At 76.0% G+C, this 16,119-nt stretch carries 15 protein-coding genes; 8 read left to right on the top strand and 7 right to left on the bottom strand.

Annotated elements, in window-relative coordinates; genetic code table 11:
• Nucleotides 1-6 precede the first annotated feature (6 nt).
• The 5 genes from IF28_RS0134000 (at nt 7) to IF28_RS0133980 (ending at nt 4,602) form a co-directional block, all read left to right on the top strand.
• A complete protein-coding gene (locus IF28_RS0134000; RefSeq protein ID WP_030228836.1) occupies nt 7-333 on the top strand; it encodes a hypothetical protein in 327 nt (108 codons plus the stop codon).
• Nucleotides 334-391: 58 nt separating this feature from the next.
• Nucleotides 392-1,444 carry a DUF6745 domain-containing protein gene (locus tag IF28_RS0133995; protein ID WP_030228833.1) on the top strand — a complete coding sequence of 351 codons (1,053 nt, stop codon included), beginning with the start codon at nt 392-394 and terminating at the stop codon, nt 1,442-1,444.
• Between the two features lie 94 nt (nt 1,445-1,538).
• Nucleotides 1,539-1,688 carry a hypothetical protein gene (locus tag IF28_RS39595; RefSeq protein ID WP_199809082.1) on the top strand — a complete coding sequence of 50 codons (150 nt, stop codon included), beginning with the start codon at nt 1,539-1,541 and terminating at the stop codon, nt 1,686-1,688.
• A 299-nt stretch (nt 1,689-1,987) separates the two neighbouring features.
• Complete coding sequence (locus tag IF28_RS0133985) at nt 1,988-3,523, top strand: PP2C family protein-serine/threonine phosphatase (RefSeq protein ID WP_078621632.1); 1,536 nt, start codon at nt 1,988-1,990, stop codon at nt 3,521-3,523.
• Nucleotides 3,520-4,602: a cobalamin B12-binding domain-containing protein gene (locus IF28_RS0133980; RefSeq protein ID WP_030228826.1), complete on the top strand. Its 1,083-nt coding sequence runs from the start codon at nt 3,520-3,522 to the stop codon at nt 4,600-4,602. Before IF28_RS0133985 ends, IF28_RS0133980 begins: the two co-directional genes overlap by 4 nt.
• Before the next feature lie 55 nt (nt 4,603-4,657).
• Here the strand turns inward: IF28_RS0133980 and IF28_RS0133975 are convergent, their stop codons facing one another.
• From IF28_RS0133975 to IF28_RS0133965, 3 genes are read right to left on the bottom strand one after another with little or no spacing between them, the layout of a single operon-like run.
• Nucleotides 4,658-6,226: an FAD-dependent oxidoreductase gene (locus tag IF28_RS0133975; protein ID WP_030228824.1), complete on the bottom strand. Its 1,569-nt coding sequence runs from the start codon at nt 6,224-6,226 to the stop codon at nt 4,658-4,660.
• A complete protein-coding gene (locus IF28_RS0133970; RefSeq protein ID WP_030228822.1) occupies nt 6,223-6,954 on the bottom strand; it encodes a class I SAM-dependent methyltransferase in 732 nt (243 codons plus the stop codon). The genes IF28_RS0133975 and IF28_RS0133970 overlap by 4 nt, the downstream gene beginning before the upstream one ends.
• A 34-nt stretch (nt 6,955-6,988) precedes the next feature.
• The gene (locus IF28_RS0133965) at nt 6,989-8,182 is read right to left on the bottom strand and encodes a lycopene cyclase family protein (RefSeq protein WP_030228818.1); all 1,194 of its coding nucleotides are present in this window, start codon (nt 8,180-8,182) and stop codon (nt 6,989-6,991) included.
• A 484-nt stretch (nt 8,183-8,666) separates the two neighbouring features.
• On the opposite strand from IF28_RS0133965, the gene crtI reads away from it, so the two are divergent.
• The 3 genes from crtI to IF28_RS0133950 are packed head-to-tail and all read left to right on the top strand — an operon-like array spanning nt 8,667 to nt 12,192.
• The gene (gene crtI / locus IF28_RS0133960) at nt 8,667-10,196 is read left to right on the top strand and encodes a phytoene desaturase family protein (protein WP_030228815.1); all 1,530 of its coding nucleotides are present in this window, start codon (nt 8,667-8,669) and stop codon (nt 10,194-10,196) included.
• Complete coding sequence (locus IF28_RS0133955) at nt 10,193-11,194, top strand: phytoene/squalene synthase family protein (protein ID WP_030228812.1); 1,002 nt, start codon at nt 10,193-10,195, stop codon at nt 11,192-11,194. The genes crtI and IF28_RS0133955 overlap by 4 nt, the downstream gene beginning before the upstream one ends.
• Nucleotides 11,191-12,192 carry a DUF5914 domain-containing protein gene (locus tag IF28_RS0133950; RefSeq protein WP_030228809.1) on the top strand — a complete coding sequence of 334 codons (1,002 nt, stop codon included), beginning with the start codon at nt 11,191-11,193 and terminating at the stop codon, nt 12,190-12,192. Before IF28_RS0133955 ends, IF28_RS0133950 begins: the two co-directional genes overlap by 4 nt.
• Nucleotides 12,193-12,202: 10 nt before the next feature.
• Here IF28_RS0133950 and IF28_RS0133945 read toward each other — a convergent pair whose 3' ends face one another.
• From IF28_RS0133945 to IF28_RS0133930, 4 genes are read right to left on the bottom strand one after another with little or no spacing between them, the layout of a single operon-like run.
• The gene (locus tag IF28_RS0133945; protein WP_030228807.1) at nt 12,203-13,084 is read right to left on the bottom strand and encodes an SDR family oxidoreductase; all 882 of its coding nucleotides are present in this window, start codon (nt 13,082-13,084) and stop codon (nt 12,203-12,205) included.
• The gene (locus tag IF28_RS0133940) at nt 13,081-13,542 is read right to left on the bottom strand and encodes a hypothetical protein (protein WP_030228805.1); all 462 of its coding nucleotides are present in this window, start codon (nt 13,540-13,542) and stop codon (nt 13,081-13,083) included. The genes IF28_RS0133945 and IF28_RS0133940 overlap by 4 nt, the downstream gene beginning before the upstream one ends.
• A gap of 43 nt (nt 13,543-13,585) precedes the next feature.
• Nucleotides 13,586-15,232, bottom strand: coding sequence for a phytoene desaturase family protein (locus IF28_RS0133935; protein WP_030228801.1), 1,647 nt, complete (start codon nt 15,230-15,232; stop codon nt 13,586-13,588).
• A complete protein-coding gene (locus IF28_RS0133930; RefSeq protein ID WP_030228799.1) occupies nt 15,225-15,737 on the bottom strand; it encodes an SRPBCC family protein in 513 nt (170 codons plus the stop codon). The genes IF28_RS0133935 and IF28_RS0133930 overlap by 8 nt, the downstream gene beginning before the upstream one ends.
• Between the last annotated feature and the right edge of the window lie 382 nt (nt 15,738-16,119).

Genomic DNA, 16,119 nt, shown 5'->3' with positions numbered 1-16,119 from the left:
AGAGTCATGTACCGGCAGGGAGACGTGCTGATCGTGCCCGTCGCGGACGAGGCGGTGCCGTCCCATGTTCCGGACGCGCCCAAGGAGCCGCGGGACGCCAGGGGCCGGCTGGTGCTGGCGCTGGGCGAGGTCACCGGACACGCGCACGCCGTGGTCGGGCGGGGCGAACTCGTGCGTGAGCCGGGCCCGTACGGGCCGTTCCTGCTGCATCTGCCCGAGGGCGGCCGGGTGGTCCACGAGGAGCACGCGGCGATCGCGCTGCCGAAGGGCTGGTTCCGGGTGATCCGGCAGCGGGAGTACGTCCCCGGCTCGGTGCGGCTGGTGGCCGACTGACCGGACCGGGCGAGCGTACGGAACTTCACACCCGACCATGGAACAGGGGACGTCGACGATGACGATCACGCAGGAGAGCGGGGCGGCCGCCGTGACCGGAAGCCTCTCGCAGGAGACGGCGCGCTGGCGCGCGTGGGCCGCGGACACCGGTCCCGCCGACCGCGCGGCGGCGGAGGAGGGCGTCCGGCTGGCCTACCGCGACGCGGGGCTGCCCGAACCGGAGCGTGTGCTCTGGGCCGGGTCGCCGCGCGAGGGCGTGACGCTGGTCCGGCAGGGGACGGACTTCGGGGCGAGCGTGCGCGAGGCGGTGCGCAACGCGCCGTGGGCGGCCGAACGCGGGCGGATGTACGAGGAGTTGGGTGCGGCGGGCTGGTCCCGGCGCTGGTCGGAGACCGGCGGCGCCCTGTGGGACACCACGCAGGCGCTGGTCGACCGGATCCGCACCGGAGTGCTCGACGAGCTCGCCCCCGGCGACCCGGCCGCGCGCACGGAGATACGGCTGGTCCTGCTGGACGCGCTGCTCGGGCAGCACGACGCGCCGTGGCTGGCCGCCCTGCACACCGAGGGGGCCGCGCTCGAAGGGCCGGCGCGGGTGTGCCGCAGCGCCGGCTGGTGGTGGCCGTTCGAGAAGGTGGCGGTGGTGTGCGAGCGGCCCGTCGCGCTGCACCGGGACGAGGCGGGGCGGCTCGACCACGGGGACGGCCCCGCGCTGGAGTTCCCCGACGGATTCGCGCTGTGCGCCTGGCGCGGCATGCCGGTGACCCGCGCCTTCCTGGAGGAGCTGCGGACCCTCACCGCGGAGCGGATCCGGGAGGAGGAGAACGCCGAACTGCGCCGGGTGATGCTCGAGTACTACGGCTACGACCGCTATCTGGCCGACTCCGGGGCGAAGCCTCTGCACCGGGACGACACGGGCACGCTCTGGCGGATCGAACTGGACGACGACGAGCCGGTCGTCATGGTCGAGGTCCTCAATTCCACGCCCGAACCGGACGGCACCCACCGCACGTACTGGCTCCGGGTGCCGCCGGCGACCCGGACGGCCCGGGAGGGTGTGGCGTGGACGTTCGGCCTGGGGGCGGAGGTGTACGAGCCGCTGAAGGAGACGTGAGCCCGTCCGGGGCCCGCCGACGGGGCTGAGGACGCCCGCGGGGGGTAGGCGCAGGAGAGCAAGAACACAGCGGACCCGTGGAAGGGGAGCACCCATGCCCAGCATGATGGAGCGCATCAAGCAGTTCGCCAGGAGCCCTCAGGGGCGGCGCACGGCCGAGCAGGTGCGGCGGGCGGCGGCCGATCCCCGGCGCCGGGCGCAGGCGCAGCGGCTGCTGGGCCGGTTCCGGGGCGGCCGGCGCTGAACCGTTCCGGTGTCCTCCCCGCGGTCCGGCGGGTGCCCGTTCGGCCACGGGGGAAAGAAGGAGTAGGGCCTCCTCTGCGGGGTACGCAGCCGTCCGGCGGGCGCGTGGGCGCCCGGGCAGGTTGATTTCACGGACAGGGATGGGGGACGGTGGCAACCGAATCCGGTTTCCCCGGCAGAGAGGTGGTGGGGTGCGCACGTCGCGTGCCTACGCTTGTGATTCCTTCCCCCGGTTCTCCCGCCCACCCACGCGAGACGGACGTCCGCGTCGGTCCGACATGGAAGGAAGCCCCCTGGCCGGTGGTGGTCCTCGACGCGCAGGGAACGGTCGTGGACCAGAACCCGGCCGCCCGGCTGATACTGACGGACACGGGCGCCGCGCAGAGCGCGGTGCCGCCCTGGCTTGCGGAGGCGCACCGGAGCCTCACCGGGGGAACGCGTTTCGCGTCGGCGGGCCCCGTGGCCGCGGGGGAGATCGGTGACCGGTTCTTCGAAGCCCGTCCCGGTCCCGTCGCGGACGGCGGTGTGGCGTGGTGGCTGGTGGACGACACCGGCCGCCACCGGGCCGAAGCGTCCCTGCGCGTCGCCAGGAAGCAGGCGGAGATCCGGGCCATGGTCTCCAGCACCCTGCTGGCGTCGCTGAACGTGCCGCGCTGCGCGGCGGTCGCGGCGCAACTGGCGGCGGAGCACCTCGCCGACGCCGCGCTGCTCGTGCTGCCACCCGTCGGCCGCCGCCATCCCGTCACCCACGCCCTGCGCGGGCGGCCGGCGGAACATGGCTCGCTGCAGTTCGATCCCCGGGGCGTGCCGGGGCTGGCCGAGGCCCTCCAGGGGTTCCCGCCGGTGCCCGCGCGCTGGATCGATCCCGGTGTCCTTCCCGGCTGGGTCGTCCCGGACGGCTTCGGCGGGCCCGTCGGCTCGGTCATCGTCACCCCGCTGCCGGGGCACGGTGTGTCCGCCGGTGCGCTGATCCTGCTCCGCTCCAGCACGGAGCGGGCCTTCACCCCGGACGAGGAGGCGTTCGCCCGGCTCTTCGCGGCACGCGCGGGCGCCGCGCTGTCGGCCGCGCGTCTCTACAGCGAGCAGAGCGCGATCACCACCACGCTCATGCGGGAACTCCTGCCGCCGGCCCTGGAGAGCCTGCACGGCGTGGACTACGCGGGCCGCTACCGCGCGGCCAGCGACCACGAACGGATCGGCGGTGACTTCTACGACGTCCACCCCGGGGCCGACGCCTCGCGGGAGACGTTCGTCGTGCTGGGCGACGTGGCCGGCAAGGGCCTGGACGCGGCGGTCCTGACCGGGAAGATCCGCAACACACTGCAGGCGCTGCTGCCCCTGGCCGCCGACCACCAGCAGGTCCTCACCCTGCTCAACGGCGCCCTGCTCGGCTCGCACCACACCCGCTTCGCCACCCTGGTGCTGGCCTCCGTCCGGCGCGAGGACGGCCGGGTGCGTCTCAGGCTGACCAGCGCCGGGCACATGCCACCGCTCCTCGTGCGCGCCGACGGCCGGGTGGAGGAGGCGGCCACGCACGGCACCCTCGTCGGCGCGCTTCCCTCGGTCACGGTGCGGACGGCCGAGGAGACGCTGGCGCCCGGGGAGACGTGTCTGCTCTACACGGACGGCATCACCGAGGCCCGCGGCGGACCGCTGGGCGACGAGCTGTTCGGGGAGGACCGGCTGCGGCAGGCACTGGTGGAGTGCGCGGGAATGCCGGGAGAGGCGATCGTGGAGCGGGTGCAGATGCTGGCCGCCCAGTGGCTGGGCGGCGGCAGCCACGACGACATGGCCACCCTCGCCATCAGCGCGCCGCGCGCCGGGAGGGACGCGTGAGCGGGACTCCTCCGTCGGCCGCCGTGCTGCGCGACCGGCTCTGGCGGGCGGTGCTCGAGGGCAGTGAGTACGACGCCGTCGACACGGTACGGGCCGGTCTCGACGCGGGATGCGGGGAGGAGGTCCTGCTGCTCGACGTCGTCGCGGCGGTGCAGGAGCGGATCGGCACCGAATGGGCCGCCGACCGCATCACCGTGGCCCAGGAACACGCCGCCACGGCCATCAACGAGCGGGTGATCGCCGCCCTCGTGCACCGTCCGGCGGCGGCCAGGCCCGCTCCCCCGCACCGGGGACGGGTGACGGTCACCTGCGTCGACGGCGAATGGCACGCCTTCCCCGCCCGGCTCGTCGCCGAGGTCCTGCGGCTGCGGGGCTGGCAGGTGGACTACCTGGGTGCCCAGACGCCCACACCCCACCTCGTCGCCCACCAGCACCACACCAACTCCGACGCCGTCCTGCTCTCGGGTTCGATCCCCACCCATCTTCCGGCCGCGCACGCGGCCATCACCGCCTGTCAGGCCGTCCGGGTGCCCGTGCTCGCCGGCGGCAGGGCGTTCGGCGAGGACGGCCGGTTCGCGCGCGCCCTGGGCGCCGACGGGTGGGCCGCGGACGCCCGCGGGGCGGCCGCCGCGCTGGAGGCGGGGCTGCGGCGCCCCACCGCGGTCCGGCAGGTGGTCGACGACCTGCCGCATCTGGCGGACCAGGAGTACACGATGGTGGTCCAGTCCCGCAGCCGCCTGGTCAAACAGGTGCTGACGGACCTGGAGAGCCGGTTCGCGGCCATGCGCGGCTACGACGCCGCGAGGCGGGAGCGGACCGCGGAGGACGTGGTGCACATCCTCGACTTCCTGGCCACCGCCCTGTACCTGGACGACGCGGGGGTGTTCACCGGATTCCTGGAATGGACCGCCGACGTGCTGGACGCCCGCAGTGTTCCGGTGGGGTCCCTGGTGACGGGGCTGGACATCCTCGCCGAGCAGCTGCACGACTTCCCGCGGGCCCTGGGTTTCGTCCGCGAGGGCGCGGCCGGTCTGCGCGGCAGGTCCTCCGGAACGGTCGTCCACGGCACCACCGTGTGACCGCGCCGCACACCGCCGGCGTGCGCGCCGTGCCGGACCGACGTGTTCGACCGGCTCACCCGCGCCGGACCCCGGCGGCCGGCCGGGCCAGGGACCGCAGCAGGACGCCACGCCCCCGGCCGGGCACCGTCCACAGGGTCTGCCCGCGCACTCCCCAGCGCTCGAGCAGGGCGTTGGCGGCGAGGAACCCGGAGGTCGCGGCACGTTCCATGAGCGCCACCGGCAGACCGGTGCGCACCAGATCGCCGGCCACCACCAGCGCGGGGTCCGGTGTGCGCACCGTGGGCCGGCCGGCGTACCCGCCGACGGGGAACAGCGGGCAGTCGGACCGCCACAGGTGGCGGGCGTCGACGATCCCGGCACCGGCCGTCTCCGGGTACACGCGGTGCAGCTCGCCGATCAGCGCCTTCTCTTCGGTCTCGCGCGAGTCCCCGGGATGCCGCGCGTACGCGTGGAGTTCGACCACGGAGCCGCCGGTGCGGGCGGCCCAGCGCGCCGCCTCGTCCTCGTAGCGCTCCAGCACGCTGATGTTGTCGAGGCCGGCGTAGCCGCCGGTGCCCAGGAACGCGGGCCGGTCGGGTGCCACGGGCCGGTCCAGCCACAGGCGGCTGACCAGGAACGGCGGGGCTTCGCGCAGCGCCGCGACCCGTTCCCGCCACGGGCCGTCGCCGAGCCGGCCGGAGCCGGCCACCAGGCGGCGCAGTCCCGGGGCGTCGAGGGCGAGGACGACGGTGTCGTGACGGGTCTCCTCCGCGGTGGTGGCGACCTCGTGGCCGCCGTCCCCGGCGGGGGTGATGTGCTCGACGGCCGTGCCGGTGCGGATCCGGGCGCCGTGCCGGCGCAGATAGCCGGCCAGGGGGTCCCACAGGGCGGCGGGGAAGGGCGCGCCGGGTACGTCGAACAGCAGTCCCTCGGCGGAACCGAGGAAGTAGATGTGGAACATCAGGACCATCTCGGCGGCCGACAGCCGCCGGGGGTCGGCGAAGAAGCTGCGGGAGAACACCTCGAAGGCCAGATGGCGGGCGCCTGGCGGGAAGCCGACCGCGTCGAGGAAGTCGTGGGCGCTGACGCCGTCCAGGCGTGCGTACACGTCGGGCACACGCACGTCGAACAGCGGCAGGGCGGCCGGCAGGCTCATACGGCGCAGGTCGCGCAGGCGGAAGGAGGGGCTGAGGGCGGCGAAGCCGAGCGCGCTCCACGGCGGGGTGCGCGGGACGTGGCGGAAGCCGTCCCGCAGTCCGTCGCTGTGCCACAGCGGGTAGTCCGGCAGACCGGTGAGCCGCTCCAGGCCGGGGTCGGTACGACGCAACAGGCCGCGCAGGTTGTAGTACTGACGGAAGAAGGCGTGGAAGCCCCGGCTCATGGTCGCCGGCGTACCGTCCGCCAGGCGGGTGGGCCAGCCTCCGGCCCGTCCGCCGAGGAAGGGTTCGCGTTCGTAGAGCGTCACGGCGACGCCACGCTCGGCGAGCGCGGTCGCCGCGGCCAGTCCGGCGATGCCGCCGCCGACGACGGCGGTCGTGGGGCGGGTGCCCTCGATCCTCCGGGTCCCGGGCGGGGGCGCGAGCACCCGGGCGCGGCGGTCCCGGCCGTGCCGGGTGGCGTCCGGGCGGCCGGGGCGGGTCATCCCTCGGCCCCGCTCGCCGTACGGGGCCGCCGGCCGACGACGGTGTGGGCGATGCCCGTCTGCCATCCCGGCAGGGGCAGGACGCGCACCGCGTCGAAGCCGGCCGCGCGCAGCCGGCCGGCGAAACGGTCCGCGGTGTCGAACTCGACGACGCTGCGCCGCAGATGGCGGTACAGCTCGCCGTCGCCGAGCGCGGTGGCCGCGGGCTGCACGATGCCCCGGCACACCAGGTTCCACACGGCCCGGTCCACGCGGCGCCCGCCGAGGGCGTACTCGTGGACGCCGAGCCGTCCGCCGGGGGCGAGTACTCCGCGCACGGTGGTGAGCACGGCGCCGGGGTCGGTGACGTTGCGGAACAGGTAGGCGGCGAAGACCGCGTCGAACGGCCCGTCCACGCCGGCCTCGGCGAGCCCTTCGGCGCGGGCGCGGGTGAAGGTGACGCCGGGCGGCCAGGGTTTGGCGGCGGCCCGTTCCAGCATGCCCGCGGAGGCGTCCACCGCGGTGATCCGCGCGTCGGGCAGTACGGCGGCGAGCGCGGCGGTGGAGGCGCCGGTGCCGCAGCCGAGGTCGAGCACGCGCAGCCCCCGGCCCCGGTGGGGCAGCCCGAGACGTCGGGCGGAGCGGCGCAGGTGGGCGTGGTAGCCGGGGTTGGCGGCGACCAGGGTGTCGTAACGGCGGGCGGCCTGGTCGAAGGCGGCGGCGAGCCGTTCGTCGCGCAGCAGGGTCATGGGGTCTCCGGGGCGGGGGTGCCGGGTGGGCGGGTCAGGGGCCGTCGAAGGGGCGGCGGGGCAGGCCGGGCAGTTCCAGCGCCGACCGGAGCATCGGTTTGACGGGCGTGCGCAGACCGATGGCGAGGTCCTGGTGCAGCCGGGTGCGGCCGTCGAGGAAGAGCAGCAGCCGCCGCATCGGCACCCGGGCGAAGAGCCGGCACAGCAGCGCGGGCCCGTCGGCCCGGCCGCTGTCCAGGGCGCGCAGCAGTACGGCGTCCATGGCGCGGGAGCGGGCCGAGTGGGCGGGCGGCGGAACGGGCCTGCGGCCCTGGCGGAGGGCGGCGGCGACGGCGTGTGTCTGGCGCTGGAGTCCGGCGAAGGTGTAGCCGGTGGAGGGGCGGGTGGCGCCGCCGGCCGCGCCGATGCGGAAGACGGACTCGCCGGTCCGCCGGGGCATCGGGGCGTCGGTCATCGGGATGACGCCCGTCTCGGTGGACAGCACCTGGAGTTCGCCCAGCCGGAGCACCTCCTCGGCGTACTGGCGTACGGCCGTCTCGTAGCCGGCCGGTGTCAGGGGGCGGGGGGAGAACTCGGTGTACTCCACGAGGGCCTCGTGCCGGCCGACGGGCAGGACGTAGCCGAAGGAGAGTCCGCGGCCGGGCTGCGGGGTGCGGAAGTCCATCAGCTCCGCGGTGCGGGGATCGAAGGCGGGCCGGTCGGTACGGACGAACCAGCCGTGGAAGTGCTGGAGCAGCGTGGTGCGGGCGGCGGGCAGGCTGCCCGGGGGGCGGGAGTCGAAGACCCAGCGGGCCCGCACGGTCCGGGGGCTCCCGTCGCCGTCCCGGAACCGGACCAGGGCTCCGCCGGAGACGTCCTCCACGGTGTCGACGGTGGCCTCCAGCCGTCGCACGGTCCGGCGGTCGGCCAGGTGGCGTGCGACGAGGTGCTCGAAGTCGTCGGAGCGGAGCATCTTGTAGCGCAGCGGCGCGATGTCGCCGTCGACCGCGGCGCCTGCGGGGTGGCGCACCCTGAGGTGCTGCCACGACGCGGTGACCGCCGCGTCGAAGCGGCCCCGGCCGGGCTCCCAGAAGCACCAGGTGCGCCGGGGCGGCCGCAGCGGGCCGGGCGGGGCGTCCAGCAGGACGACGGACGGCCCGCGGGGCCCGGGCGCGGCGCCGGCCAGGCGGTGGGCCAGGGACAGTCCGGCCGCTCCGGCTCCGACGATGGCGACGTCCGCCTCCAGCACGACGGCGCCTCCCTCCTGTGGTTCGTCCCGCGCGTGTGCGGCCGGTGTGTCCGTCCGTGTGCCCGGTCGGATCCGGGTCACTCGGGTGTGAGACGACGGGCGTGGAGGGGAAGGCATGCGCCGGTCGTCCGGCCTGCCGGAGCGATGTGCCGTGCCGACGAGAGGAAGAGACCGCGATGTGCCCCACCGAGGCCAAGGTCCACGACCCGGCGGTTCCACCGCGCGCGCCGCGCCCGGCGGGCCCGCCGGGACCCTCCGTCCGGGTGCGGTCCGACCGCGTGAAGCGCGGGGCGCACCCGTCCGCCCCGTCGAGGACCACGGCGGCGCCCGCACCTGACGGACCGTCCGCCGCGGGGGCTCCGGCCGGGAGCCGGGTCGCCGGGCCTGCCGGGGCCCGGCGCGGGGCGGCGGTGGGAGGGGCCGCGGGGGCCTGTGGTGCGGGCGCCCGGCCCGTCGGGCGGACAGCCGGCGAGGGGGACGGACGGTGAGCCGCCGTGTCCCGGGGCGTACGGATCATGTCGTGGTCGTCGGGGCCGGGCTGGCCGGACTGTCGGCGGCGCTGCATCTGCTGGGCGCCGGCCGGCGGGTGACCGTCGTCGAGCGGGACGCCGCGCCCGGCGGGCGTGCCGGGCGCATGCTGCTCGACGGGTACCGGATCGACACCGGCCCCACCGTGCTGACCATGCCCGACCTGGCCGACGAGCCGTTCGCCGCGGTCGGCGACAGTCTGCGCGAGCGGGTGGAACTGATCCCGCTGCACCCGGCGTACCGGGCCGGCTTCGCCGACGGCAGCAGCCTCGACGTGCACACCGGGGCCGAGGCGATGGCCGCGGAGGTCGAGCGGTTCGCCGGTGCCCGTGAGGCGGCGGGCTATCTGCGGCTGCGCGGCTGGCTGGAACGGCTGCACCGCGCCCAGACGCGCCGTTTCATCGACGCCAACTTCGACTCGCCCCTCGGCCTGCTCGGCGCCGACCTCGTACGGCTGGCGGCGCTCGGCGGTTTCGGCCGGCTGGACGCGCGCGTGGGGCGGTTCCTGCGGGACGAGCGGCTGCGCAGGGTCTTCACCTTCCAGGCCCTGTACGCGGGCGTCCCGCCGGCCCGCGCGCTGGCCGCGTACGCCGTCATCGCCTACATGGACACGGTCGCCGGTGTGTACTTCCCACGCGGCGGGATGCACGCGCTGCCCCGGGCCATGGCGGACGCCGCCGCCGGCGCGGGCGCCGATCTCCGGTTCGGCCACGAGGTGACCCGACTGGAACGCTCCGGCGGCCGGATCACCGCCGTCGTCACCGACCGGGGCCGCGTCCCCTGCGACGCGCTCGTGCTCACCCCCGACCTGCCCGTCGCCTACGCCCTCCTCGGCCGCCGGCCCCGCCGCCCGCTACGACTGCGGCACTCCCCCTCCGCGGTCGTGCTGCACCTGGGCACCGACCGGACCTGGCCGCAGCTGGCGCACCACACCCTGTCCTTCGGCGCGGCCTGGCACGGCACCTTCGACGAGCTCACCCGTACCGGACGGCTGATGAGCGACCCGTCGCTGCTCATCACCCGGCCCACCGCCACCGACCCCTCCCTCGCCCCGCCGGGGCGCCATCTGCACTACGTCCTCGCGCCCTGCCCCAACACCGACATCGGTCCGGGTCCGGCCGCCTGGACGGACCTGGCGCCGGGCTACCGGGACGCGCTGCTGCGGGAGCTGGAGCGGCGCGGTCTCGCCGGGCTCGGGGCCGCCGTCGAGGCGGAGTGCGTGGTGACCCCCGCCGACTGGCACGCGCAGGGGCACGCGGCCGGTACGCCGTTCGCCACGGCCCACACCCTCACCCAGACGGGACCGTTCCGGCCCCGCAATCTGGTCCGAGGCACCGAGAACGCCGTACTCGCCGGCTGCGGCACCACCCCCGGTGTCGGCGTGCCGACCGTGCTGCTGTCCGGGAAGCTGGCCGCGGCACGGATCACCGGCGGCCCGCGACCGCCGCGCCGCCCACTCACCCCCACGCAGGAGGCCGCCGTATGACCGACCGTGAACTCGACGCGGCCGGCGTCACCGATCCGGCGCTGCGCGAGGCCTACCACCACTGCCGCGCGCTCAACGCCCGGCACGGCAGGACGTACTTCCTCGCCACCCGGCTGCTGCCGGTCGAACGGCGGCCCGCCGTGCACGCCCTGTACGGCTTCGCCCGCTGGGCCGACGACATCGTCGACGCGCTCGGCACGGGGGCGGGCACCGCGCGCCGGGACGCCGAGCTGTCGGCTCTCCGGCGGGAACTGGACCGGGGTCTGCGGGACGGTGGCAGCGGCGAGCCCGTGGTGCGCGCGGTCGCCGACACGGCACACCGGTACGGCATCGACCACGGGCACTTCACCGACTTCATGGCGGCCATGCGCTCCGACCTGGTGGTCACCGACTACGCCGACTACGCCGCTCTGCGCCGCTACATGCACGGCTCGGCGGCGGTCATCGGACTGCAGATGCTGCCCGTCCTCGGCACGGTCGTCCCGCGCGAGACGGCGGCCCCGCACGCCGCCGCCCTCGGGGTCGCCTTCCAGCTGACCAACTTCCTGCGGGACGTGGGCGAGGACCTCGACCGGGGCCGGGTGTACCTGCCCGCGGACCTGCTCGCCGCGCACGGCGCCCACCGGGCACTGCTGCGCTGGTGCCGGGACACGGGCCGCCGAGACCGGCGCGTCACCTCCGCGCTGAAGGAGTTCGGGGCACTCACGCGCGGCGTGTACGGGGAGGCGGCACCGGGGCTCGCGATGCTCGACCCGGTGTCCCGGCCGTGCATCCGCGCGGCGTTCGTGCTGTACGGCTCGATCCTGGACGCGGTGGCGCGCGACGGCTGGTCGGTGCTGCACCGGCGGGCGGTGGTGCCGCGCCGGCGCCGTGCCGTGGTGGCCGCGGACGGCCTCGCGCGGGTGGCCGCCGCGCGGCTGCGGGCCCACGGCGGCGGCCGGCGGCCGGACGTCCTGCCGTCCGGCCCGTGGCCGCCGGTTTCCGAGGTGGTCGCGTGAGCTCCGGGCGGCGGCGCCTGCCGCTGTCCCTGCGCGGACACGCGGTGCCGTGGGAACGGCAGTCCCCCACCTGGCGCGAGGCCCGGCCGGCCCTGATCGCCGGGGCACTGGAACGGGCCCGCGCGCGTCCGTCCGGGAACTGGTACGTCGTCGGCGCCTCCCGCGCCGTACGCGACGACCGTCCGCTGGCGCGGACCGTCGCGGGACGGGAGGTGGTGCTGTGGCGGGACGCGGCGGGCCGCCCGGTCGCCGGGCCCGGGATCTGCCCGCACCTGGGAGCGCCCCTGGGGGACGGCCGCGTGCGCTGCGGCACCCTGGTGTGCCGCTGGCACGGACTCGCCCTGGACGGCGGGTCCTTCGCCGGCTGGGAGCCGTTCCCGGCGTACGACGACGGCGTGCTGGTGTGGGTGCGGCTGGACGCGGCGGGCGGCGAACCGCCGCTGGACGCGCCGGTGGTGCCGCGGAGGCCGGCCCGGGGGCGCGCCCTGACGGCCGTCCACACGGCGGTGGGGGTGTGCGAGCCCGAGGACGTGGTGGCCAACCGGCTGGATCCCTGGCACGGGGCCTGGCTGCACCCGTACTCGTTCGTCGATCTCACGGTGACGGGCACTCCGGACGGCGCGGACGGCGGGGAGGACGGCTTCACCGTGGACGTGTCGTTCAAGGTGGCGGGCCGGCTGGTGGTGCCGGTCCGCGCGGTGTTCACCGCGCCCGAGCCGCGCACCGTCGTCATGCACATCACCGAGGGGGAGGGTGCGGGGTCGGTGGTCGAGTCGCACGCCACTCCGCTGGGATCCGACGACCGCGGACGGCCTCGTACGGCGGTCGTCGAGGCGGTGGTGGCGGCGTCCGGCCGTCCGGGGTTCGCCCTGGCGCGGGGGGCCGCACCGCTGCTGCGTCCGCTCGTACGGGCCGTGGCGGGGCGGCTGTGGCGCGACGACCTGGCCTATGCGGAGCGCCGTTGGTCACTGCGTTCCACGGGGCGTTTCCCCGGCTGACCGGCCGGTGTCAGGGGCGCGTGGGGCGCCCGGTCAGGTCGGCGGCGCCGCCGGCGCCGAGGAGCCCGGTGTGCCGCAGGGGGTCCTCGGCCTCCAGGCGGGCCAGCTCCCGGCGGGACACGCGCAGTACGACCGGGGGCAGCGCGGCGCGTGCCGCCTGGGCCAGACGCAGCCAGCGGGGCACGTAGACGGCCGTGCTGCGGTGCTCCACCCCGGCCGCGAGCCGGGCTGCGACCCGGTCCGCCGGATACAGGCGCCGGGCCGGCGGCGGCATGTGCCCGCGCAGCTCGCGCAGTACGGGGTGGCGGTCGGCGTCCCGGATCATGTCGGTGTCGGTCCAGTTGACATAACCGATCCCGACGGCGACGCCGTGGTGTGCCACTTCGGCGCGCAGGGAGTGGGCGAAGGCCTCCACGCCCGCCTTGGAGGCGCAGTAGGCGCTCATCATCGGGGCGGCGCCGATCGAGGCCAGCGAGGCGACCTGGAGGTAGTAGCCCTGCGTCGCCATCAGGTCCGGCAGGAAGGCGCGGGCGGTGGCCGCGCTGCCCGTCAGGTTGACGTCGATCACGCGTCGCCACACGGCGGGGTCCGAGGTGACGAAGGGGCCGCCCTCCGCGACGCCGGCGTTGGCCACCACGGCGGAGGGGGTGCCGAGGTGTGTGCCGACCTCCACGGCCGCCCGCTCCAGCGCGGCCTCGTCGGTGATGTCGAGCTCGCACACCCGGGTCGCGGTGGGCAGACCGTCCGCCACCGCGGCCAGCAGGGGCCCCTCGTGGCCGAGCAGCGCGATCCTGGCGCCGCGCCGGGCGAGGTCGCGGGCCAGGGCCGCGCCGATACCGCGGGCGGCGCCCGTGATCACGACGGTACGGTCACGCAGCGGGCCGTGGCTCATCCCCGGCTCCCCTCGCCGGGCCCGGGCCGGGCGGTGTGGTCGGGGTGGCCGACGGTCCGGCGGGCCTCCTTCATCTCGGCCTCGTGGAGATGCTGCCGGCCCTCGGCGAGTTCCTCGACGGCGGCCCGTTCGATCTCCTTGAACGGCTCGTAGTAGGTGGCGTCGTAGTCCTCGACGATCTGGAACGTCCAGTGTCCGGGGATGACGTTGCGGCCCAGGACCTGGGTGCGTACCGTCTCCGCCCAGTCCGGATGGCCGGCTTCGGTCAGCAGTTCGACGGCGCGGTCGAGTTCGAGGTCGGCGGTGCCGGTGAGCTGGTGGAAGCCGTAGAGGTGGCCGCGGGCGCGCTCGGTCGTCTCCAGTGCCTTCGACAGGGAGCCGAGCGCCGCGACCGTGGTGTCGCCGACGCCCTCGGGGCGCCGGTGGGCGAGGTCGGGGCCGTCGTCGGGTGGGGTCATCGTCTCGCCTCCGCCGGGGATCGAGGGGGTCGTCGGGCATCGGTCATGTGCCGCCGCCGTCGTACGTGCCGGCTTGTCTGCGGCCGGTGCGGTCGCGGCGGGCCAGCAGTCGCTGGGTGCCGGCCAGGGCCGGCGCGAACGGCCGGCGCAGCGCGGCCCGTGCGGCGTTGGCGCCCGGCGCGCCGTGCACACCGCCGCCGGGGTGGGCGCCGGCGGACGCCAGGTAGAGGCCCTTCACATGGGTCTCGGGGCGTCCGGTACCGGGGAGCGGGCGGAAGAGCAGTTGCTGGTGCATGGCCGCCGTGCCGCCGTTGATGGCGCCGCCGTGCAGATTGCGGTCGAGGGCCTGGAGGGTGGGCGGTGCGAGGACGCGCCGGGCCCGCACCCGTGTCCGGAAGCCGGGCGCGAAACGTTCCACCTGGCGCTCCACACGGTCGGCCATCAGTTCCCGCTCCCTGGCGTCCCAGCCGCCGGTGAGGGACTCGCCGCCGGCGTCGCCGGTGACGTCGTGGGGCACATGGGTGTAGGCCCAGGCGGACTCGGTGCCGCGGGGGGAGCGGGACGGGTCGGCGGTGGTCATCTGGCCGAAGAGGCAGAAGGGGCGGTCCGGGACACTGCCGGTGGCGAGCTGGGCGGCGAAGCGGGTCAGCTCGCCGAGGCCGTCCGAGAGATGGACGGTTCCGGCGCCCGCGGCCTGCTCGCATTGCCAGGGCACCGGGCCGTCCAGCGCCCAGTCGACCTTGAAGGTGGCGAAGTCCCACTGGAAGCGCCGCAGGTCGGACAGCAGCTGGGCGGGGACGTCCTGCGGACCGAGGAGGTCGCGGTACAGGGCGGGTACCGCCACGTCCGCGAGGACGGCCCGGCGGGCCCGGACCGTGTCGCCGCCCGCCGTGCGCACTCCGGCCGCCCTTCCGTCGCGTACGAGGATCCGGTCGACGCGTGTGTCACAGCGCAGCACGCCGCCGCGTGCGCGCAGGCGGCGCGTCAGGGCCTCGGTGAGGGCTCCGGCGCCGCCGGCCGGGACGGGGAATCCGTACGTCTGTGCGAGCATCGACATCAGCCAGCCGAAGCCTCCGCTGCCGGCGGCCTCCGGGGCGAGGTCGGCGTGGAGCGCGTTGCCGGCCAGGAGCAGTCCTCCGCCCTCGCCGCGGAACTCCTCCTCCCCCAGCCGGCGCACCGGCAGGACGAGGGTGCGCGCCATCCGCAGCCCGCCGGTGCCGCGCAGCCGGACGGCCAGCCGGGCCGCGGACCGCACCGGCGGGAATGGGGTGAACAGGGCGTCGACGAGGGCCGGCCGCAGGGTCTCCCACACCTCGTGCAGCCGGTGCCAGGCGGCGCCGTCGCCCGGTGCGAAGGCCTCCAGGGAGTCGGCGGTGGCGTCGACACGGCGGTCGAGGACCGCGCACCTGCCGTCGGTCAGCGGGTGGGCGAGGACCTGCGGGGCGTGGCTCCAGCGCAGGCCGTGTTCCTCCAGGCGCAGACCGGTGAGGACCGGGGAGGCGGCGGCGAGGGGGTAGAAGGAGCTGCAGAGGTCGCTGACGAAGTCGGGCTCGACGCCCCGGTCGTGCCGTACGGCGCCGCCGGGGACGGGCTGTTCCTCCAGCACCTCGACGCTCCAGCCGGCGTCGGCGAGGAGATTGGCCGCGACGAGTCCGTTGGGGCCGGCGCCTATGACCACGGCGTCAGGCATGGGGGCCTCCGCCGTCGGGGGCGGGGTCGGTGGAGACGACCTGGCCCAGTGTGCGGTGGTGTTCGGCCTCGGCTTCCTGGGTTTCGCAGAGGGTGGCCAGCCTGGCGAGCATGGCTCGGTGACGGAGCTGGATCAGGGCATCCACGGCGACGTTGTGCACCAGGCCGCCGGCGCCGCGCAGGGGGTGTTCGTCGACGATCACCAGGCTGTGGTCGCCCCAGGAGCGCAGCTCGATGGCTATGCGGGCCGTGCCGAGGGGGCCGGCCTTGGCCTCCAGTTCGAGGATCTCGCCCTCGACGCAGCGGCGGACGATGGTCTCGTTGGTGAGGCTCAGGGGGCCGAGGCGGATCTCGAAGCCGATCGCCGAGCCGAGGCGGGGCCAGTGGCCGTGGACGGGTTTCGAGGTCGCTGTGCCTACGACCCATTCCGCGTAGCGGGTGCCGTCCGCCAGGACGGACCAGACGGTGTGCGGGGGTGTGCGGATCAGACGATGGCGGACCGCCACGTCGGCCTCCCGGGGAGGTGGGTGGTGTCGGTGAGCACTGAGTGCCCCATCTGACGGGGGTCAACCCGGGGTGCCGCCGGGTGCCTCTTCTGGGGGTGCCGTTGTGTGCGGGCCGGCGCGGCCCGGCGCTTGCGAGGCGCTCCGCGTGGGGGGGAGACCGGGGGATGTCCGCGCGGCCCGGCGCTTGCGAGGCGCTCCGCGTGGGGGAACCGGGGGATGTTCGCGCGGCCCGGCGCTTGCGAGGCGCTCCGCGTGGGGGGAGACCGGGGGATGTCCGCGCGGCCCGGCGCTTGCGAGGCGCTCCGCGTGGGGGAACCGGGGGATGTTCGCGCGGCCCGGCGCTTGCGGGGTGCCGTCGCGCCCACCCGTGCCGCCCCAGCGG

This window comes from Streptomyces sp. NRRL WC-3626 (genome assembly GCF_000718785.1).
In the GTDB taxonomy this organism is placed as follows: Bacteria; Actinomycetota; Actinomycetes; order Streptomycetales; family Streptomycetaceae; genus Streptomyces; species Streptomyces edwardsiae.
The sequence above is the reverse complement of the archived record's forward strand: the minus strand, read 5'-3'. Positions and strand labels throughout refer to the sequence as shown.